Annotated in this window: 15 protein-coding genes; 5 read left to right on the top strand and 10 right to left on the bottom strand. The window is 59.7% G+C overall.

Annotated features, from left to right (window positions below; all coding sequences use genetic code 11):
• Positions 1-255: 255 nt before the first annotated feature.
• A complete protein-coding gene (gene amaA / locus PSH97_RS02620; RefSeq protein WP_305447985.1) occupies positions 256-1,539 on the bottom strand; it encodes an L-pipecolate oxidase in 1,284 nt (427 codons plus the stop codon).
• 158 nt (positions 1,540-1,697) lie between these two features.
• Positions 1,698-3,188 carry an L-piperidine-6-carboxylate dehydrogenase gene (gene amaB / locus PSH97_RS02615; protein ID WP_305447984.1) on the bottom strand — a complete coding sequence of 497 codons (1,491 nt, stop codon included), beginning with the start codon at positions 3,186-3,188 and terminating at the stop codon, positions 1,698-1,700.
• 184 nt (positions 3,189-3,372) lie between these two features.
• On the opposite strand from amaB, the gene PSH97_RS02610 reads away from it, so the two are divergent.
• The 3 genes from PSH97_RS02610 to nadE all read left to right on the top strand — a co-directional run bounded on the left by PSH97_RS02610 (position 3,373) and on the right by nadE (position 6,477).
• Positions 3,373-4,284 (top strand): LysR family transcriptional regulator, encoded by a 912-nt coding sequence (locus tag PSH97_RS02610; RefSeq protein ID WP_305447983.1) that lies wholly within the window; start codon positions 3,373-3,375, stop codon positions 4,282-4,284.
• Between the two features lie 134 nt (positions 4,285-4,418).
• Entirely contained in the window at positions 4,419-5,645 is a 1,227-nt protein-coding gene (pncB, locus tag PSH97_RS02605; protein WP_305447982.1) for a nicotinate phosphoribosyltransferase, read from the top strand.
• Between the two features lie 4 nt (positions 5,646-5,649).
• Positions 5,650-6,477 carry an ammonia-dependent NAD(+) synthetase gene (gene nadE / locus PSH97_RS02600; RefSeq protein ID WP_305447981.1) on the top strand — a complete coding sequence of 276 codons (828 nt, stop codon included), beginning with the start codon at positions 5,650-5,652 and terminating at the stop codon, positions 6,475-6,477.
• 77 nt (positions 6,478-6,554) lie between these two features.
• Here nadE and PSH97_RS02595 read toward each other — a convergent pair whose 3' ends face one another.
• Together PSH97_RS02595 and azu are read right to left on the bottom strand one after the other, a co-directional pair.
• Positions 6,555-7,487, bottom strand: a complete 933-nt coding sequence (locus tag PSH97_RS02595; RefSeq protein WP_305447980.1) for a hypothetical protein — start codon at positions 7,485-7,487, stop codon at positions 6,555-6,557.
• A 242-nt stretch (positions 7,488-7,729) separates the two neighbouring features.
• The gene (azu, locus tag PSH97_RS02590; protein WP_305447979.1) at positions 7,730-8,176 is read right to left on the bottom strand and encodes an azurin; all 447 of its coding nucleotides are present in this window, start codon (positions 8,174-8,176) and stop codon (positions 7,730-7,732) included.
• A 344-nt stretch (positions 8,177-8,520) separates the two neighbouring features.
• Here azu and PSH97_RS02585 point away from each other — a divergent pair, with 344 nt between their 5' ends.
• Positions 8,521-9,108, top strand: coding sequence for an LOG family protein (locus tag PSH97_RS02585; protein WP_305447978.1), 588 nt, complete (start codon positions 8,521-8,523; stop codon positions 9,106-9,108).
• Between the two features lie 68 nt (positions 9,109-9,176).
• The gene (locus PSH97_RS02580) at positions 9,177-9,365 is read left to right on the top strand and encodes a hypothetical protein (protein ID WP_007902706.1); all 189 of its coding nucleotides are present in this window, start codon (positions 9,177-9,179) and stop codon (positions 9,363-9,365) included.
• A 72-nt stretch (positions 9,366-9,437) separates the two neighbouring features.
• Here PSH97_RS02580 and PSH97_RS02575 read toward each other — a convergent pair whose 3' ends face one another.
• The 6 genes from PSH97_RS02575 to dnaB all read right to left on the bottom strand — a co-directional run bounded on the left by PSH97_RS02575 (position 9,438) and on the right by dnaB (position 20,999).
• Positions 9,438-9,815, bottom strand: a complete 378-nt coding sequence (locus PSH97_RS02575) for an NUDIX hydrolase (protein WP_305447977.1) — start codon at positions 9,813-9,815, stop codon at positions 9,438-9,440.
• Between the two features lie 134 nt (positions 9,816-9,949).
• Positions 9,950-10,840, bottom strand: coding sequence for a transglutaminase family protein (locus PSH97_RS02570; protein WP_305447976.1), 891 nt, complete (start codon positions 10,838-10,840; stop codon positions 9,950-9,952).
• Positions 10,840-13,326 (bottom strand): circularly permuted type 2 ATP-grasp protein, encoded by a 2,487-nt coding sequence (locus tag PSH97_RS02565; protein WP_305447975.1) that lies wholly within the window; start codon positions 13,324-13,326, stop codon positions 10,840-10,842. The genes PSH97_RS02570 and PSH97_RS02565 overlap by 1 nt, the downstream gene beginning before the upstream one ends.
• 88 nt (positions 13,327-13,414) lie before the next feature.
• Positions 13,415-16,690, bottom strand: a complete 3,276-nt coding sequence (locus tag PSH97_RS02560; RefSeq protein ID WP_305447974.1) for a transglutaminase family protein — start codon at positions 16,688-16,690, stop codon at positions 13,415-13,417.
• Between the two features lie 391 nt (positions 16,691-17,081).
• On the bottom strand, positions 17,082-19,385 hold the full coding sequence (locus PSH97_RS02555) for a YgiQ family radical SAM protein (protein WP_305447973.1): 2,304 nt from the start codon (positions 19,383-19,385) through the stop codon (positions 17,082-17,084).
• A 219-nt stretch (positions 19,386-19,604) separates the two neighbouring features.
• Positions 19,605-20,999: a replicative DNA helicase gene (gene dnaB / locus PSH97_RS02550; RefSeq protein ID WP_008068885.1), complete on the bottom strand. Its 1,395-nt coding sequence runs from the start codon at positions 20,997-20,999 to the stop codon at positions 19,605-19,607.
• Positions 21,000-21,081: the final 82 nt, after the last annotated feature.

Genomic DNA, 21,081 nt, shown 5'->3' with positions numbered 1-21,081 from the left:
TTTTTTCGACTGTTTCGGGCCCATTTTCATTGGGCGTGCAACCGTCTAAACCGCGGGAGGTGAAACCATTTATTCTTAAAGGCGCAACCCGCGCGCGCCATCATTGCAACCGCAGCGCCAAACGATGTGCAACCAGCCTGTAACAGCTCGCGTCACCGAACTGCACACTGCTGGTGCGCAGACTGCTACAACCCGCACCATTACAGGCTAGCCGCTTCGCCGAAAAGCGCCGCTTTCAGCAACATATTTCAACAATCAGATCACGATCCGCAAGCACTGGCCCGCGTGATACAGCGAAAATCCAGCCTCATATAGACAGCTTCGTAGCCCCACACCCGCCAATGGCTGCATCGGGGCGAAGGGAATCGGCAGGGCTTGAGGATTTCCATTACACAAATAATCGGCAAAGGCTTTACCGACCACTGTACCGGTGGTCACGCCCCGACCGTTGTAACCGGTGACGGCCACCAATCCCGGTGCCGGCTCGAACAGCCGCATCAAATGATCCGGCGTGAAAGCGATACAACCGGTCCAGGTGCACTCCCACTCCACCGGTTTCAGGTAAGGAAAGTAGTGCTGCTGCACACGGTCGGCCCAGGCTTTCAGGAACCAGGTCGGTTTCTGGTTGCCATTGCCAAGACTGCCGAGCAACAACCGCCCTTCGGCATCGCGACGGATACTGCTGAGCACCTGCCGGGTGTCCCAAGAACCCTGGCCGCCGGGCAGAATCTGTTGCGCGGCGTCTTCGGTCAGCGGCACCGAGGCCACTTGATAGTAATAACCGGGGAAGAAATTGCGCCGCAGCTCCGTCCAGTCGCCTTCGGTATAAGCATTGGAGGCGATGACTACCTGCTCGGCCAGCACCGAGCCTTGGGCGGTCTGTACCGACCAGCGCTGGCCCTGACGTTCAAGTCGGGTCACCGGGGAATGATCGAACAGCTGACCGCCGAGGCTGATGGCCGCGTTGGCCAGCCCCGTGGTGTAGGCCATCGGGTTGATCGTGCCGGCACGCCGATCAAGCAACGCGGCGGCGATTTTTGTGGTGCCCGTTGCTTGTTCGCAGGCTTGACCGGTCAACAGCTCGACCGGTGCGCCGCGACGTTTCCATTGCTCTTCGCGACTGCGCAGATCCGCTTCACCACGCGCGTTGTGCGCCATGTGCAGCGTGCCTTCGCGGCGTAACTGGCAATCGATGTTGTATTTGTCGACCAGGCTGAACACCAGCGACGGCGCCGCACCCAGCATGCGGTTGAGCTGACTGCCGACCGCCTCGCCGAAACCGGCTTCGATTTCATCCGGGGGTATCCACATCCCGGCGTTGACCAGCCCGACGTTACGCCCCGAACCGCCATGCCCGGCGCGATGCGCTTCCAGCACACAGACACTTTTACCTTGTTCCAGCAGATGCACCGCCGCCGACAAACCGGTGAAACCGGCGCCGATGACGCAGACATCCACCGTCACCTCGCCCTTGAGCGCCGCGTTGTCGGGCCTTTGCGGCGTCAGTTTTTCCCACAGACACTCTTCGCGTAACGGCATTGCCAGACTCCAACAGAAACCTAACCAACACACCATTCCCCTGTGGGAGCGGGCTTGCCCGCGATAGCGTCAGCACATTCAACATCTGAGTGACTGACAGATTGCTATCGCGGGCAAGCCCGCTCCCACAGTGTTCTTCATGGGTTCAAAGGAGGCCGTCAGTCGAACGTAATCCCCTGAGCCAACGGCAACTCCAGCGAATAGTTCACGGTATTGGTCTGACGACGCATGTACCCGCGCCATGCATCCGAACCGGATTCACGACCACCGCCCGTTTCCTTCTCACCGCCAAACGCGCCGCCGATCTCCGCGCCGCTCGGGCCGATGTTGACGTTGGCGATGCCGCAATCGCTGCCCACCGCCGACATGAACCGCTCGGCTTCACGCACGTCGGTGGTGAAGATGCACGACGACAGGCCTTGTGGCACGGCGTTGTTCAGGCGCAGCGCCTCTTCGAAATCGTTGTAACCGATCACGTACAGAATCGGTGCGAAGGTTTCGCTGCACACCACATCGCTCTGCTCCGGCATTTCGACGATGGCGGGCGAAACGTAGTAAGCGTTGGGGAATTTGTCTTCCAGCTGACGTTTGCCGCCGAATACGCGGCCGCCTTCGCTCAAGGCCTGTTCGAGCGCATCCTGCATGTTCTCGAAGCTGTGTTTGTCGATCAGCGGCCCGACCAGGTTGCCTTCCAGCGGATGGCCGATGCGTACCTTGGAGTAAGCGGTTTTGAGGCGGGTGACGATTTCTTCCTTCACCGACTCATGAGCGATCAGGCGACGCAGAGTGGTGCAACGCTGTCCGGCGGTGCCGACGGCGCTAAACAGAATCGCCCGTACGGCCATGTCCAGATCGGCGCTTGGGCCGAGGATCATCGCGTTGTTACCGCCCAGTTCCAGAATGCTGCGGGCAAAACGTGCGGCGATTTTCGGCGCCACTTCGCGCCCCATGCGGGTGCTACCGGTAGCGCTGACCAGCGCGACACGCGGGTCATCGACCAAGGCTTCGCCAGCATCGCGACCACCGATGATCACCTGGCTCAGGTGCGGCGGGGCGTCGCTGAAATTCTTCAGGACGCGATCGAACAGCGCCTGGCAGGCCAATGCGGTCAGCGGGGTTTTCTCCGACGGTTTCCAGATCACCGGGTTGCCGCAGACCAGCGCCAGCGTCGCGTTCCAGGCCCAAACGGCGACCGGGAAGTTGAATGCACTGATCACGCCGACGACGCCCAGCGGGTGCCAGGTTTCGCGCATATGATGGCCAGGACGCTCGGAGGCGATGGTCAAACCGTACAGCTGACGGGACAGACCGACCGCGAAGTCGCAGATGTCGATCATTTCCTGAACTTCACCCAAACCTTCCTGAGTGATCTTGCCGGCCTCCCAGGAAACCAGCTCACCGAGATCAGCCTTGTACTCGCGCAAGATGTCGCCCAATTGGCGCACCAATTCGCCACGGCGCGGCGCCGGAACCTTGCGCCACAGTTCGAACGCATGATCTGCGCGACTGATGTGCTGCTCGACTTCAGCGGCGCCTTCCCAGTTCACGGCAGCGATACGGCTGCCATCAATCGGCGAATGTACCGGCACTTTGCCGTTTTGATACAGGGCCGGGTTCACACCAAGACGATCAAGCAATGCGGCAACCATGGGTCACTCCTCAAGCAAAAAACAGAAAACGTGCAGCCGGATTCATTCGGCTGATCAGACCTGTAGTTTTAGCTCCCCGGAGGTTACCCAACAAACGACCTTTAAGAGAGATATCATTCCGTTTATTCATGCTGCGAATTTGCCGGTAAAAAAGAGCATAGAGAAACAAGAAAAAGGACCACCCATGCTGAATAAACGCTACTTGCCGTCGATTACCGCCTTGCAGTGCTTCGAGGCCGTGACCCGGCATTTGAGCTTCACCCGTGCCGCCGAAGAGCTGAACCTGACGCAGAGCGCCGTGAGCAAACAGGTCGCGCAACTCGAAGAATTGCTGCAACACCTGTTGTTTCGCCGGGTGCGTCGACGCCTGCAAATGACCCCCGCCGGCGATTTGTACCTGGTGGAGGTGCGAAAAATCCTCACCCAAGTCGAAATGTCGACTCATTACCTGCGTTCCTACGGCGGTGAAACCGAAGTCTTGCGAGTTTCGACGCCGCCAACCTTCGGTGCACGCTGGTTGGTGCCACGCCTGAAAGGCTGGCGCCTGCGACATCCGTCGATCCATCTGGACCTGTGCAGCGAACAGGAAGCCGACGACCTGCTGCAAGGTCGCAGCGACCTGGCGTTCTACTTTGGCCAGGGCTCTCGGCCCGGCACCGAATGCCTGAAGCTGTTTGGCGAAGAGCTGGTGCCGGTCTGCGCACCGGGCAGCCTGCCGGACACGCCGTTCACCGACCCTACGCAACTCACTGACCTGGTCCTGCTGCAAAATGCTTCCCGGCCTCAGGCTTGGCACGACTGGTTCGACAGCCAGGGCTACCACACCGAACACAGCTACCACGGCCCGCGTTTCGAAACCTTCTACATGTGCATCCGCGCCGCCCAGGTCGGCTGCGGCGTGGCGTTGCTGCCAAAGTTTCTGGTGGAAGAGGAATTGGCCGACGGCAAACTGGTCATTCCCTGGCAGCATGCAATGCCCAGCACCGACGCCTATTACCTGGCGTATCCAGAGCATTCGGCGGAAGTGCCCAAGGTGCGGGATTTTGTGAAGTGGATGCTGGAGCAGATCGATAGTCCGGACATGCCATCCAAGTAGGGTTGCCACAGGGATCTGCTGCGATCTGAAAAATCGCTGGCAATCCTCACCATTGATATGCGCCACTAGCCCCATTCATTGAAACTGCTGCAACGCCGCTGCCACGGGCCGCGGCCCGCCTGGAGAACCCCGTTATGAGCGAGAGTGTGTTTGCCGATCGCATCGTGCAGAACCTGCTCGACACCGACTTCTACAAACTGACGATGATGCAGGCGGTGCTGCACAACTACCCGAACGTGGAAGTCGAATGGGAGTTTCGTTGCCGTAACAGTGAGGATCTGCGCCCGTACCTGGCGGAGATCCGCTTCCAGATCGAGCGTCTGGCCGAGTTGAGCCTGAGTGCCGATCAGTTGAGCTTTCTGGAGCGCATCAGCTTTCTGAAACCGGATTTCCTGCGTTTCCTCGGGCTGTTCCGCTTCAACCTGCGCTATATCCACACTGGTATTGAAAACGGCGAGTTGTTCATCCGCCTGCGCGGGCCGTGGCTGCACGTGATCCTGTTCGAAGTGCCGCTGCTGGCCATGGTCAGCGAAGTACGCAACCGCTATCGCTACCGGGAAGTCGTTCTGGAACAGGCCCGCGAGCAGCTCTATCGCAAATTCGACTGGCTGACCGCCAATGCCAGCGCGGACGAATTGTCCGAGTTGCAGGTAGCCGATTTCGGCACTCGCCGTCGCTTCTCGTACCGTGTCCAGGAAGAAGTGGTGAACGTGCTCAAGCATGACTTCCCCGGTCGCTTCGTCGGCACCAGCAACGTGCACCTGTCCCGGGAGCTGGACATGAAACCGCTGGGCACCATGGCCCACGAATGGATCATGGCTCACCAGCAACTTGGTCCACGGCTGATCGACAGCCAGATTGCCGCCCTCGACTGTTGGGTCCGCGAATACCGGGGTTTGCTGGGAATCGCCCTGACCGACTGCATCACCTCCGATGCCTTCCTCAACGATTTCGACCTGTTCTTTGCCAAGCTCTTCGACGGCTTGCGCCACGATTCCGGTGACCCGGTGCAGTGGGCGGAAAAAGCCATCGCCCACTATCACAAGCTTGGCATCGACCCGATGAGCAAGACCCTGGTGTTTTCCGACAGCCTGACCCTACCCAAATCTCTGGAGATTTTTCGGGCATTGCGCGGTCGGATCAATGTGAGCTTCGGTATCGGCACCAACCTGACGTGCGATATTCCGGGTGTCGAACCAATGAGCATCGTGCTTAAAATGACGGCCTGCAACGGCCAGCCGGTGGCCAAGATTTCTGATGAGCCTGGCAAGACTCACTGCAAAGACCCGAATTTCGTCGCCTATTTGCGACATGTTTTCCAAGTACCTGCCGCCATTTCCAGCCCATCTAGCAAGGAGTGAATTCATGCAAGCCGTACAGCGTGAGATTGCTGAACAGCTCAAGGTCCAACCGCCCTTCGCGGATCAACTCGCCCTCGAGGCTGAAGTTGCCCGGCGGATTACCTTCATTCAGGACTGCCTGGTCAATGCCGGGCTCAAGACGCTGGTGCTGGGCATCAGTGGCGGTGTCGACTCCCTGACCGCCGGCCTGCTGGCCCAGCGCGCCATGCGTGAACTGCGCGAGCGCACTGGTGATGCCAGTTACAAGTTCATCGCCGTGCGCCTGCCTTATGGCGTCCAGTTCGACGAACATGATGCCCAGGCCTCAGTGGATTTCATTGCCCCCGATGAGCGCCACACTGTAAACATCGCCCCGGCGGTCAAATCCCTGGCCAGCGAAGTGGCGGCCTTCGAGGGTAAGGAGGCGGTGGCGAAGGATTTCGTGTTGGGCAACACCAAGGCGCGGATGCGCATGGTTGCGCAATACACCATCGCTGGCGCGGCTCACGGCCTGGTGATCGGCACCGATCACGCGGCAGAAGCGGTGATGGGCTTCTTCACCAAATTCGGTGACGGCGCCTGCGACCTCGCACCGCTGAGCGGCCTGGTGAAAAATCAGGTCCGGGCGATTGCCCGCAGCTTCGGCGCGCCGGAGTCGCTGGTGGAAAAAATCCCGACCGCCGACCTCGAAGACCTGTCGCCGGGCAAACCGGACGAAGCGTCCCACGGCGTGACCTATGCCGAGATCGATGCTTTCCTGCACGGTGAGCCTGTGCGTGAGGAAGCGTTCAAGATCATCTGCGATACGTACAAGAAGACCCATCACAAGCGAGTGATGCCGTTCGCGCCATAAGCGGGGCCATAAGCGGGGCCATGAGCAACAAAAAGGCCCATTGAAGGTATTTCTCAGTGGGCCTTTTTCGCTATGACTCAGGAACCGGTGTGTCGTGCTTTCGACCCGACAACCCTAATGGCCCATGGCATCGAGACTCGACCTTGGTCAGATTTCGCTCTGAAGGTATGTACCTTTTCTGCCAAGCCTTCAATAGTTGCCGTGTAGACACCGTTCTGATCAGCCACGAATGGAACCAGGTCTCTCTCATAGTCAACGATAAACCCACTTTCACCGGGGATTGCCGTACCTACAAGCGTTAACTTTCTATCAGTCGTCGGCTCGTGATTCCCGATGAGCCGGAAACTGGCTCCTATCACAAATTGGACCGTGAGTTCAGCCGGCTTATTGACCCGAATTCTCCAAGGTGCCGATACATCACCGCCTTCCCCACGAACAGTGTACTCATGGTTGCCTTCGCTCACGTTCTCAACGAGGGCGCTCCAATGATTGTTTCCATCGACGTTGAGTGTTTGAAGCAACTCCCCGCGGTCCAGGAGATCAACCGTCTGGAAAGCCACCCCCTGGCCGACAAAACTCAGGGAGCTATGCACTGTGCTTCCACCACTGTGGATGGGAACACCGTCAGGACCCGTTACCCACTGGATATGCGCAACTACGGGCACGTCCATAGAAATGAACCACACTTCTGATTCCTTTCCATCTGACGTTCGTACGCTGTACGCGTGTTCACCCATTGTCTGACCCGGCAAGAAGGCACTGTAGTGACCATGGTTATCGACATTAACAGGAGGATGTACGGGAACGCCCTTATCGAGAATCTCCGCCGTTTGATTAGGTTCAGCAGAGCCTACAAAGCTTAAATCGCCATTTTTGCTGATACCGCCGTTTTCGATGAGCTCACCATCGCCATTTGTAATGGCCAGAATCCTGGTAGAACTCTCCTTAGTATTTTTACTCGGAGACTGAACCAAAGAACTCAGCGGAGGTAATTGCACTTGTTCGGTCATATGAAAACTCCTTTTTCAGAATGGATGCGCAAAGTGATGTGAGCGCCATGCCATCTGACTCGCGATCAGAATCACGGTCTACTGTCAGAAATAACAGGTATCGCGAATTTCCGACCAATGGGCTGAACGAGCAGAGTGAGATTGCTAGCCCCACACCTCAGCACAAAATACCTATCCCAGACGCAAAAACGCCGCTGCGATAGCCTCGCAGCGGCGCTTTTTAGTATTGCTTAAGCGCTGTTTTACTTCAGAGTCACAGTGCCTTTCATCATCGAGATATGGCCCGGGAACGAGCAGAAGAAACCGTACTTTTCAGCAGCATCGAGCTTCGACACATCGAAAGTCACCGAGTCGGTTTCCTTCGCACCGATGACTTTGGTGTGAGCGATAACGCGGGCATCGCCGTCTTTCAGGTAGTTCTTGTCGATGCCAGCGGCCAGGCCGTCGGTGGCGATTGGCTGCATGTCCGCTTCTTTACTCAGCACCCAGTTATGGCCCATGACGTTTTTCGGCAAGCTGCCGGAGTGAGTCAGTTCAACGGTGAAGGTTTTGCAGCTTTTGTCGATCTCGATGGCCTTGGTGTTGAAAGACATCTGATCGGTGGAGTCGATGGTCGTTTTGCATTCCGCAGCCATCAATTGGCTGCTGGCCAGTGTCAGCAGGGATACCGCAACAAGTTTGGCAAACATGGTGAATCTCCAAGGCAGGGTTAACAAAAGTGCTAATGGACAGAAGACTGCCTGAAATCTTCGCAAGTTCCTATGACCTGAATCAAAAATTGTATACAACTTTCGGGCTATGACACTCATCGAAACAATCTACCAGCCAGACGTCTGGCCCGGCCCTATCATCAGGGCGTCATTAGTTATCTGGAGCGCCTGTCATGTCTTTCAACCGCTTTTTGAGCAGCTTGCTTGCCGCCTATGCCTGTGGCGCCAGTGGCACCTGTGAAACACCTGAACGCGAGGTTTAATCCTTGGAACGATGCCAACCTGCCTTTACTCTGTGGTCCTGATTGACCATGGAGTAAGGCATGTCTTTAGCATCCGTTTGCGTATTTTGCGGTGCCAGCACCGGCACCAACCCGGCTTATCGTGAAGCGGCTGTCGCCTTGGGGCGAGCATTGGCCGAGCGCAAGCTGACTCTGGTCTATGGCGGCGGCGCCGTCGGGCTGATGGGGATTGTGGCCGACGCCGCGCTGGCGGCCGGCGGTGAAGTGATCGGGATCATCCCGCAGAGCCTCAAGGACAAGGAAATCGGCCACAGCGGCCTGACACGCCTGGAAGTGGTCGATGGCATGCATGCGCGCAAGGCGCGAATGGCCGAGCTTAGCGATGCCTTCATCGCGCTGCCCGGCGGCCTGGGCACGCTGGAAGAGCTGTTCGAAGTCTGGACCTGGGGCCAGCTCGGCTATCACGGAAAACCGCTGGGTTTGCTGGAAGTGAACGGTTTCTACAACAAGTTGACGTCTTTTCTTGATCATATCGTCGGCGAAGGCTTCGTTCGCGAAGCGCACCGTGACATGCTGCAAATGAGCGAATCGCCGAAAACCCTGCTCGACGCACTGGACGCCTGGCAACCCTCGGTACCGCCAAAATGGACCGAGCAAAAACCCAGCTAACGGCTCGGCATCGATACAGGGCAGAATATGCGCCGCTCAACCTCACCTTCGACCCCAGAGGATCGCCCATGGCTAAACCTAATTATTCCTTCGCCAAACGTCAGAGAGACTTGGCCAAGGAGCAGAAGAAAGAGGAAAAGCTTCAGCGCAAGAAAGCTACAGCTGAAGAAGAAGCAGCAGCACTGAACCCGGATACCGAAGGCGAAGTGGCTACAGACGAAACTGAAGCACCGAAAGATCAGGCGCCCGACGCCTGAGACCCCCAGGGCCCGATGATCTGATCAGGCCCACCGATCTGTGTCCAGGGTCAGCAGCCTTGCTGTTGCCCCTCACAGCCCCAGCGCTTTACCAATCGAATCGCGATAGCCCTTGGGCAAGTTGGCCGGCAATTGCGCCGGATCGAACAGGCCGATTTCCTTGTGCTCATGACTGATCGTCGGTACAAAACCGCCCAGCAACTGGCAGCGGTAGGTGGCAATGAACACGTGTTTGCCGGGGATCACCTCGAACAAGTATGAATCCAACGGCTCACCCACAGCCACTTCGACGTCCAGCTCTTCGACGATTTCTCGCGCCAGGCACTGCGGTGCTGTCTCGCCCAACTCGATCCGTCCGCCGGGCAACTCCCACTCTTCGCGCTCGTTGAGCATCAGTACGACCAGGCCCTCAGGGGATTGCAGGACGCCTTTGATTGAAACCGGAAACATGGAAAACCCTCATCAGTAAAGGCAACACATCACCCTGTGGGAACGGGCTTGCTCGCGAATGCGGCCAGTCAGCCGACATTCATGTTGCCAGGTACACCGCCTTCGCGGGCAAGCCTGCTCCTACATGAGCTGCGCTACTCCAATGGCATCACGGTAACCCGAACCTCCGGGTCATGACTGCCACCGCCCAGAATCACCCCGCGCAATGGCGACACATCGGAAAAATCCCGGCCCCAGGCCAGGGTAATGTGCTCCAGCGCCGGTTGCACATTGTTGGTCGGGTCAAAATCCACCCACCCCAGCACCGGGCAAAACACCGACACCCAGGCATGCGACGCATCGGCGCCGATCAGCCGCGGCTGGCCCGGCGGTGGCTGGGTCAGCAGATAACCGCTGATGTACCGCGCCGCCAACCCGCGCGAACGCAGGCAAGCGAGCATCAGATGGGCAAAGTCCTGGCAAACCCCACGCCGCCGCTCCAGCACTTCCACCAGCGGCGTCGCCACTTGAGTCGCTTCGGCGTCGAAAGTGAATTCGCTGAAGATCTTCTCCATCAACGCCTGAACCCCCAGCAGCAATGGCCGCCCAGGAGGGAAGCAACTTTCGGAAAACTCGACGAAGCTGCGCTTCAAATGCACATAGGGCGATTCGAACCGGTAACGGCAGGCTTCCAGCAACTCAGGTGAAAGTGGCTGACTGCTGTAGGTCAGCGCGTTGCGAGTATTTTCCCAGGCCGGCGATTGATTGAAGTCCAGCGGCGGCCGGGCCAGCACTTCGACGGTGAGCCGGGCATTGACCAACAATTCATCGTGAGGCCGCTCGAACGCCAACCGGGTCAGCGGATTGCCGAACACATCCAGCTCATCCCGGCGTGAAGTCGGCTCGGGACTGATCTGCAATTGTTGCTCGGTGCAGCGCTGCCAGGCACAGGTCCGTGGCCACAGATGCGCCAGCTGCTGAGCCAGGGACACCGGGCTGTCATAGTGATAATGGGTATCGTGGAAAATCTGGTAATGGGCACTCATCAGACGGACACCGTGCGCTGGCTGACATCATCGACATGGGCGAAATGACGCAAGGCCAGGCGATCCGACACCTGTCCGCTGGCATCGGCGATCTCCTGCAACAGATCGGCCAACCCTTCTATGGCGGCGCGGACACTGGCCTCGCCAAACAATGAGTTTTCCAGGCAACCCAGATCGAAGCGCGCCAGCCGATCCACCCACTGCGGCAGGCCGGTTTCCCGCGGTGCACCAAAGTCATCGTTCAAGCGCTTCAACGTGCGGGTCACCAGTTTCAACTGGAACAGCACCGCGTGAGGGTTCTGCTCGTCGAGCAACAACAGGTCGAGCACCGGGATCAATTGCGCCACCGCCAGGTACCGCGAGCGGTAGGTGATGCTGCTGTTGCCCAGCTCCAGCAGCCACTCCAGCCCGGCCTGATCGAAGGCCCCGGCACCGCGCAGAAACGCCGCCAGACTGCCGCTGAGAAATTGCAGCCGCTCGATCCGTCGTCCGATCATCAGGAAACGCCAGCCTTCGTCCCGGGTCATGTCGTCCAGGGCAAAACCGGACAGCGCCGCCAGCGACATCACCAGTCGGTTGAGGAAATCCAGCAACTCGCCGAAGTCCGGCTCTTCAGTTTCCAGTTCCATGGCCTCGCGCTGCAATTCCACCAGTGCTTGCCAGTTCTCTCGCGAAAGCTTGCCGCGTACTTGCGACGCCGCCCACTGCAAGCGTTGCAGGTTGGAGCGCAGGCTGAACGGCCAATCATCGCCGAGCAGCGCCGCCAGCAAGCGCTCGGGCAACTCGCCCTCCTCCGGCAACAGATTCAGGCGTTCACCGAGATCGACCGCCGCCTCCAGGGCTTGCGGGTCATCGCCATCGACATAGCGCGCCAACATAATCCGCAGCAGTCGCGCGCTGTCATCGCAGCGCTCACAGTAACGGCCGAACCAGAACAGGTTCTCGACCACCCGCGATGGCAGATACGGATCGCGTCGCACCAGATCGTGAACGCCAATGTTGCGCTGGGCTCTCCATTGTTCACCGCTGGGCGGGCGATCGCCCAACACCCAAGTGTCCTTGCTTGCGCCACCGCGTTGCATCGACACCGCTTCGGCATCGGCCTCGGCGGCAACCCGGGTCAGGCCACCGGGCAGCACGCGATAACCCTCCCGACTGGCCACCGCATACACGCGCATGCCGATGGCCCGCGGTTGCAATTGCCCCCCTTCAGCCTGCCAGATCGGCGCCTGGGACAATTGCGCCAATTCTTGCGCAACATAGGCGTAAGGCCGTGCCTGCATGCGCTCGGCCAGGGCCTGGCGCTGTTTTTCACTCAAATCACGACCAAACACCGGGGCGAAGCTCTGCGACGGAAACGCCGGTTTGATCAACAGCTCTGGCAGTTTTTCCAGGGCCTGCGCCAGCACCGGCGCTTCACCGCACCACCAGGTCGCGATGGACGGCAGGATCAGCTCTTCACCGAACAGGTATTGATTGATCTTCGGCAGGAAGCCCAGCAACCCCGGCGACTCCAGCACGCCGCTGCCGAGGGCGTTGGCCACCAGCACCCGGCCCTGACGCACGGCTTCGAGCAGCCCCGGCACGCCAAGGGCCGAGTCGGTGCGCAGCTCCAGCGGATCGCAGAAGTCATCGTCGAGCCGACGCATGATCGCGTGAACCCGACGCAGGCCGCTCAAGGTCTTCAGGTATACCGTGGCATTGCGCACGGTCAGGTCGCCGCCTTCCACCAATGGATAGCCGAGCTGGCGAGCCAGATACAAGTGTTCGAAATAGCTTTCGTTGAAACGCCCCGGCGTCAGCAGTACCACCAGCGGCGCTTCGTCGTCGCTCGGGGCCTGACGGGCAAGGGTTTCCTGAAGGGTGCGGAAGAACCCAGCCAGGTGCCGCACCTTCAAGTCGCGGTACAGCTCGGGGAAGGCACGGGACACGATGGTGCGGTTTTCCAGGGCGTAACCGGCACCGGATGGCGCTTGAGTGCGATCCGCGGTGACCCACCAGCGACCGTCAGGCGTGCGCGCCAGATCCACGGCATACAGATGCAGAAAGGCCCCGTCAGGCGGCGCAATGCCCTGACACGGCCAGAGGAAGTTGTTGTGACCAAACACCAGCTCAGCCGGCAGCAAGCCTTCGGCGATCAAGCGCTGAGGGCCGTACAGGTCCGCCAGCACAGCATTGAGCAAGCGTGCCCGTTGCGCGATCCCGACCGATAACTGTTGCCACTCATCGGCGGCAATCACATGGGGCAGCAGGTCCAGTTCCCACGGCCGGTCTGCACCCTTGGGGTCGGCGTAGACGTTATAGGTCACGCCGTTTTCCTGGATCTGCCGGGTCAGCAGCGCCTGACGCTGCACCAGTTGCGTTGGCGTGCTGCGTTGCAATTGATCGAACAGCCGTCGCCAGTGCGGGCGCACGGCGCCGCTGTCGTCGAGCAGTTCGTGGTAAGTGCCCGCCGTGAGCGGGTAGCGGTCAAGCAGGTCAGGCATGGAAAGCTCGGCAGACAGCAAAGAACGGTCAGACTAACGCAGGCTCATGACGCCCGGATATACGAAAAATCCGAGCGTCGCGTACGGTTTAGAAACGTCGTAAATCGAGAGTCATCGGTAGCTCGTCGTTAATTTCCAGATTCGGTATAGGAAGTTTCCCTGGGGTGTGTCCGAGACGGAAGAAACGCGCCATGCGCCGGCTCTCGGCCTCATTGGCGTTCACCGGCAGGCTGTCGTAGTTGCGCCCACCCGGGTGGGCGACGTGGTACTGACAGCCGCCCAGCGAACGCCCCATCCAGGTGTCGAGCAAGTCGAACACCAGCGGCGCGTGGACCGGGATGGTCGGTTGCAGGCAGTTAGCCGGTTGCCAGGCGCGAAAGCGAACGCCGGCGACGAACTCACCGACCCGCCCTGTGGGCTGCAACGGCACCGGAATGCCGTTGCACGTCAGTAAGTAACGCTGGGGCGGCAGGCCGCTAAGCTTGACCTGCAAACGCTCCAGCGACGAATCCACGTAACGCACCGTGCCACCTGCCGCACCTTCCTCTCCGAGTACATGCCAAGGCTCCAGCGCCTGCCGCAACTCCAGTTCGATGCCGCTGACGGCATAGTCGCCGACCTTGGGGAAACGAAACTCCAGATGCGCCGCGAACCACTCGGCCCGCACGGGATAACCGGCGGCATTGAGGTCGACGATGACGTCAGCAAAATCCTGCTCGATAAAGTGCGGCAAAAGGAACCGGTCGTGCAGCTCTGTACCCCAGCGCGCCAGTTTCGGCGGTGCATAAGGCTCGCGCCAGAACCGTGCCACCAGCGCCCGCAGCAACAATTGCTGAGCCAGGCTCATGCGCGCATGGGGCGGCATTTCAAAGGCTCGCAGTTCCAGTAACCCGAGGCGCCCGGTGGCGCCGTCCGGCGAATAGAGTTTGTCGATGCAGAACTCGGCACGATGGGTGTTGCCGGTCACGTCGATCAGCAAATTGCGCAGCAAGCGATCCACCAGCCATGGCGGACACTCCTCGCCTGGCTTCGGCATCTGTGCGAAGGCGATTTCCAGTTCATACAGCGAATCGTTGCGCGCTTCGTCCACCCGTGGCGCCTGGGACGTCGGGCCGATGAACAATCCGGAAAACAGGTAGGACAAGGATGGATGGTTATGCCAGTAGCTGATCAGGCTGCGCAGCAGATCGGGACGGCGCAGAAACGGTGAGTCAGCCGGGGTCGCGCCACCCAATACGAAATGGTTGCCGCCACCAGTGCCGGTGTGCCGGCCGTCGATCATGAATTTCTCGGTGGTCAGTCGAGTCTGGCGCGCCTCTTCGTAAAGAAACTCGGTGCGCTCCACCAACTCATCCCAGGTGGCGGACGGCTGGACGTTGACCTCGATCACCCCCGGATCCGGAGTAATGCGGAAGTTGCTCAGGCGCGGATCGCTCGGCGGTTCATAGCCTTCCAGCAACACCGGGCAATGCAATTCCTCGGCGGTGGCTTCGATGACGGCGACCAGTTCCAAATAGTCCTCGACCCGTTCCAATGGCGGCATGAACAGGTACAACCGGCCTTCTCGTGCTTCGGCGCAGAAAGCGGTGCGGGTCAGCCAGTCGGCGGACTCGTCGATCTTTGGCGCACGCTCGTCGGCGGTTTGCGGTTGAGCGTGATTCTGTAGCTGGTCGGAGCCCGGCAGCGCAGGGAAATCCTGATTCGGGTCGACTGGGTGAATGAACGGATACTCCGCTGCCTTCACCCAAGGCTGCGAACCGAGTGGCAAGCGATACCCCAGCGGCGAATCCCCCGGCACCAATCGGCAATGTTCTTCCCGCAGATACCAGCGACCGCTCTGCCACTGATCACCCTTGGCGGTGCGCGCCAGCGGCAGGACCTGACCGATTACCTTGTCCAGCCCCTGGCTGAAGACTTTGCGCAGGCGCGCACGTTCCAAAGGTTCTTCGAGGCGTGAGTCTTCGGCGCTGACGTTCTGCGGCAAAGCGCCTTCGCGCCAGAGGTAATAGAAATTGTCTTCGTAGGCCGGGAACACAAAGCGTGTCGGAATTTTCAGGCGTTCGGCGACACTCGCCAGAAAACGCCCGGCCAACTCGCCATCGGCGCCGTAGTCTTCCTGCTCATCGGCGATCAGCGCGCTGTTGTGCCAGATCGGCACGCCATCGCGTCGCCAGTAGCAGTTCAGCGACCAGCGCGGCAGTTGCTCGCCGGGGTACCACTTGCCCTGACCGAAATGCACCAGGCCCTTGGGCGCGTAATGCTTGCGCATGCGCTGGAACAGTTCGGCGGAAAGGCGCCGTTTGTCTGGCCCGAGCGCCGCGGTATTCCACTCGGCGCCGTCCGGGTCATCGATGGAAACGAAAGTCGGCTCGCCGCCCATGGTCAGGCGCACGTCGCCTTCGAGCAGATCGGCATCGATCTGCCGGCCCAAGGCCTGAATCGCCAACCATTGCTCTTCGGTGTAGGGCTTCGTGACCCGCGGCGCTTCCCAAATCCGCTCGACCGACATCTCGTGGGTGAATTCGCACTCGCACGGTTCCACCAAGCCACTGATCGGTGCCGCAGAGGACGGATCAGGGCTACAGGCCAACGGAATGTGTCCTTCACCGGCAAACAGCCCTGAAGTCGCGTCCAGGCCGATCCAGCCGGCACCGGGCAAATAGACCTCGCACCAGGCATGCAGGTCAGTGAAGTCCACTTCGGTACCCGAAGGGCCGTCGAGGCTTTTGACATCGGCGGTCAACTGAATCAGGTAACCGGACACGAAACGCGCCGCCAGGCCGAGGTTGCGCAGCAACTGCACCAGCAACCACGCCGAATCGCGGCAGGAACCGGAGGCATGCTCGAGGGTGTGCTCCGGGGTCTGTACGCCTGGCTCCATGCGAATCAGGTAGCCGATGTCTTCGCTGAGGCGCTGGTTGAGCGCAACCAGGAAATCCACGCTTGGTAGCGGCGTGCGATCTATGCCCTCCAGATAGGCCTTGAATTTCGGCGTCAGGGGCAAGGTTTCCAGGTACGGCGCCAGTTCTTTGCGCTCATCCGCCGCGTAGGCGAAAGGGATCTTTTCGGCGTAAGGCTCGAGGAAGAAGTCGAACGGATTGAACACCGCCATCTCCGCCAGCAAATCGACCTCGATCCGCAGCTCATCGGTTTTCTCCGGGAACACCAACCGCGCCAGGTAATTGCCCTGGGGATCCTGCTGCCAGTTGATGAAATGCTGCTCGGGCGAGACTTTCAGCGCATAGGACAGTATCCGCGTGCGGCTATGGGCAGCCGGGCGCAGGCGAACGATTTGCGGACCGAGCTCGACGGCACGGTCGTAGCGGTAATGCGTGACGTGGTGCAATGCGACATGAATCGACACGGCGTGCCTCCTGCGAGCCTGGACGTTATCGAAAGCGGCGCAAGACTTATGCCATGCAGCTGCGTTGGCGCTTTCACCGATTTGCTCAGGGCAGTACAGCACCAAAATCGGGCGATGCGGGGAATTGGTTTGAAGGGATTGCACATAATTGTGGCGGTCAGTTGTAACGTCGCCGCCAGTTCGGGCCTCTTCGCGGGCAAGCCCGCTCCCACAGTGATCTCTGTCGTTCACAAATTCTGTATTCACAGAAAAAACCCGTGGGAGCGGACTTGCCCGCGAAGAGGCCAGTTGCCCCAGCACTACTTCCCGAGCCGGTACCCCCGGTTTTCCGAGACTCAGAAATGCAAAACGCCAACCCGAAGGTTGGCGTTCTGTTCCGCTCAAACGAGGCTTAGCGCGGCACGACCGGCTTGCGCGCAGGTTTCGGCCCCTTGCCTTTGGCCGCGTCCTTGCGCTCCTTGGCCGCCTGCTGGTTGCGGGCAAACGCCGCAGCCTTGGCCTGTTCACGCTTGTCCCACGGGTTGCCGCCGTCGCTGGCGCGCGGTGGCAGACCGGTGTGCTGGGTCAGGATTTTGGTGGTCTTTTCCCCTGCCACTTTGTGGCTGCCGGCCGGTGTCGAGTTCTTGCGACGGGCGCTCTGGTAGCTGTCGGTCGCCGGTTGATGCAACGGGATCAACTGGTTCTTGCCCGGCCCGATCAGGTCGGCACGGCCCATGCGGGTCAGCGCTTCACGCAGCATCGGCCAGCCTTTCGGGTCGTGGTAACGCAAGAACGCCTTGTGCAGGCGGCGCTGCTCCTCGCTCTTGACGATGGTCACGGCGTCGCTCTTGTAGGTGACCTTACGCAACGGGTTCTTGCCCGAGTGGTACATCGCGGTGGCGGTGGCCATCGGCGACGGGTAGAACGCCTGCACCTGGTCGGCACGGAAACCGTTGCCCTTGAGCCACAGGGCCAGGTTCATCATGTCTTCGTCGGTGGTGCCCGGGTGAGCGGCGATGAAGTACGGAATCAGGTACTGCTCTTTCCCGGCTTCCTTGGAGTATTTCTCGAACATGCGCTTGAATTTGTCATAGCTGCCGATGCCCGGTTTCATCATCTGGTTGAGCGGACCTTCCTCGGTGTGTTCCGGGGCGATCTTCAGGTAACCACCGACGTGGTGGGTCACCAGCTCCTTGACGTATTCCGGCGACTCGACCGCGAGGTCGTAACGCAGGCCAGACGCGATCAGGATCTTCTTCACACCCGGCAAGGCACGGGCGCTGCGATAGAGCTGGATCAGCGACGAATGATCGGTGTTCAAGTTCGGGCAGATGCCGGGGAACACGCACGATGGCTTGCGGCACGCGGATTCGATTTCCGGGGTCTTGCAGGCGATGCGGTACATGTTCGCAGTCGGGCCGCCGAGGTCGGAAATGACGCCGGTGAAACCCGGAACCTTGTCGCGGATCTCTTCGATTTCGCGAATGATCGACTCTTCGGAACGGTTCTGGATGATCCGCCCTTCGTGCTCGGTGATCGAGCAGAAGGTGCAGCCACCGAAGCAGCCACGCATGATGTTCACCGAGAAGCGGATCATGTCGTAGGCAGGAATCTTTTCCTTGCCGTACGCCGGGTGCGGAACCCGTGCGTAAGGCATGCCGAACACGTAGTCCATTTCTTCGGTGGTCATCGGAATCGGAGGCGGGTTGAACCAGACGTCCACTTCGCCATGCTTCTGCACCAGCGCACGGGCGTTGCCCGGGTTGGTTTCCAGGTGAAGCACGCGGTTGGCGTGGGCATAGAGCACCGCATCGCCACGGACTTTCTCGACCGATGGCAGACGAATCACAGTTTTGTCACGCGTCATCTTCGGGCTGGCGAGGATCTGCACAACCTTGGCTTCGCTTGGGTCTTCAACCGGGCCTTTTTCCTGCTCGATTGCGCAAGCTTGAGTGTCCTGGGTGTTCACGTACGGGTTGATGATCTTGTCGATCTTGCCCGGACGGTCGATGCGCGTGGAATCGACTTCGTACCAGTCTTTCGGCGTGTCACGACGGATGAACGCAGTACCGCGCACGTCGGTGATGTCTTCGATCTTGTGACCGTAGGACAGACGCTGGGCGACTTCGACGATCGCACGCTCGGCGTTGCCGTAGAGCAGGATATCGGCGCAGGCGTCGATCAGGATCGAGTTGCGCACCCGGTCCTGCCAGTAGTCATAGTGGGCGATTCGGCGCAGGGAAGCTTCAATGCCACCGAGCACGATCGGCACGTTCTTGTAGGCTTCCTTGCAACGCTGGCTGTAAACCAGACTCGCGCGGTCCGGACGTTTGCCCGCCAGGCCACCGGGGGTGTAGGCGTCGTCGGAACGGATTTTCTTGTCGGCGGTGTAGCGGTTGATCATCGAGTCCATGTTGCCGGCCGCGACGCCGAAAAACAGGTTCGGCTCGCCGAGCTTCATGAAGTCGTCTTTGGACTGCCAGTTCGGCTGCGCAATGATCCCGACGCGGAAGCCCTGGGCCTCCAGCAGCCGGCCGATGATCGCCATGCCGAACGATGGGTGATCGACGTAGGCATCACCGGTGACGATGATGATGTCGCAGGAATCCCAGCCAAGCTGATCCATCTCCTCCCTGCTCATCGGCAGGAATGGCGCTGGCCCGAAACATTCGGCCCAGTACTTGGGATAGTCAAATAACGGCTTGGCTGCTTGCATGTCGATAACCGGTGTTGGCTTTCATTGAATTTCGCGGGCGCGGAATATAGCACAAAATTTGATCAATTCCGACGGCCATGGTCGGAAATTGGTGTCGGGCCTCTTCGTGGGCAAGCCTCGCGCCTACAGGTTTTGTATTGAATCACCATTGCGCGAACGACACATGACCTGTAGGAGCGAGGCTTGCCCGCGAAGAGGCCCGACCAGACAACGAATAACTTACTCGTCGTCGAAGTTGTAGCTACCCGGCGCCAGGTTTTCGAAGCGGGTGTATTTACCGATGAACGCCAGTCGTGACGTGCCGATCGGGCCGTTCCGCTGTTTGCCGATGATGATCTCGGCGATGCCTTTATGTTCGGTTTCCGGGTGGTACACCTCATCCCGGTACACGAACATGATCACGTCAGCATCCTGCTCGATCGCTCCAGATTCCCGCAAGTCAGAGTTGATCGGGCGCTTGTTCGGTCGTTGCTCCAGAGAACGGTTGAGCTGGGACAGCGCCACGACCGGGCAGTTGAATTCCTTGGCGAGGGCTTTCAAGGAACGGGAGATCTCGGAAATCTCGTTGGTCCGGTTGTCGCCGCCGGAACCTGGAATCTGCATCAGCTGCAGGTAGTCGATCATGATCAGGGCGATATCGCCGTGTTCACGCACCAGACGCCGGGTCCGCGCGCGCATCTCCGACGGGCTGATACCGGCCGTGTCGTCGATGAACAGCTTGCGATCGTTCAGCAGGTTGACCGCCGAGGTCAGGCGCGGCCAATCGTCATCGTCCAGGCGACCGGCCCGGACCTTGGTCTGGTCGATACGCCCAAGGGACGAAAGCATACGCATGATCAGCGATTCGCCTGGCATCTCCAGTGAGTAAACCAGTACGCACTTGTCGCTGCGCAATACGGCGTTTTCCACCAGGTTCATCGCAAAGGTGGTTTTACCCATGGACGGACGGCCGGCGACGATGATCAGGTCGGCAGGCTGCAAGCCACTGGTCTTCTCGTCGAGGTCGGTGTAACCGGTGGACAGGCCAGTGATGGCGTTGTCGGTGTTGAACAAGGTGTCGATGCGGTCGATAGCCTTGGTCAGCAGATCATTCACGCTCACCGGGCCGCCGGTTTTTGGCCGGGCCTCGGCGATCTGGAAGATCTGCCGCTCAGCTTCGTCGAGAATCTCTTCAGCCGTGCGGCCTTCCGGGTTAAAGGCGCTGTCAGCAATTTCGGTGGCGATGCCAATCAACTGCCGCAACGTCGCCCGCGCACGAACGATTTGCGCATAGGCCTTGATGTTGGCGACGGACGGCGTGTTTTTCGCCAGTTCACCGAGGTAACCGAGGCCACCGACTTGCGAGGTCTGACCTTCCTTGTCCAATTGCTCGGCAAGGGTCACGACGTCGATCGGGGAGTTCTGGTCCGCCAGCTTGGCGATGGCCCGGAAGATCAGGCGGTGGTCATGCCGATAGAAATCGCCGTCGGAGACTTGATCGAGCACGCGTTCCCAGGCGTTGTTGTCCAGCATCAGACCACCGAGCACGGCCTGTTCGGCCTCGATGGAATGCGGCGGCACCTTCAGGGCAGCGGTTTGCAGATCATATTGCTCGGGAGCGGAGATATCGTTCATGGCCACTTGGTTTATTTAGGGAAATCAGGAACTGCAGAAAGACAAAGGGCACGACCTGTAAACAGGATCGTGCCCGATGTTA

This window comes from Pseudomonas cucumis (assembly GCF_030687935.1).
In the GTDB taxonomy this organism is placed as follows: domain Bacteria; phylum Pseudomonadota; class Gammaproteobacteria; order Pseudomonadales; family Pseudomonadaceae; genus Aquipseudomonas; species Aquipseudomonas cucumis.
Note: the sequence above shows the minus strand (reverse complement) of the source record. Positions and strands in the feature narration are given on the sequence as shown.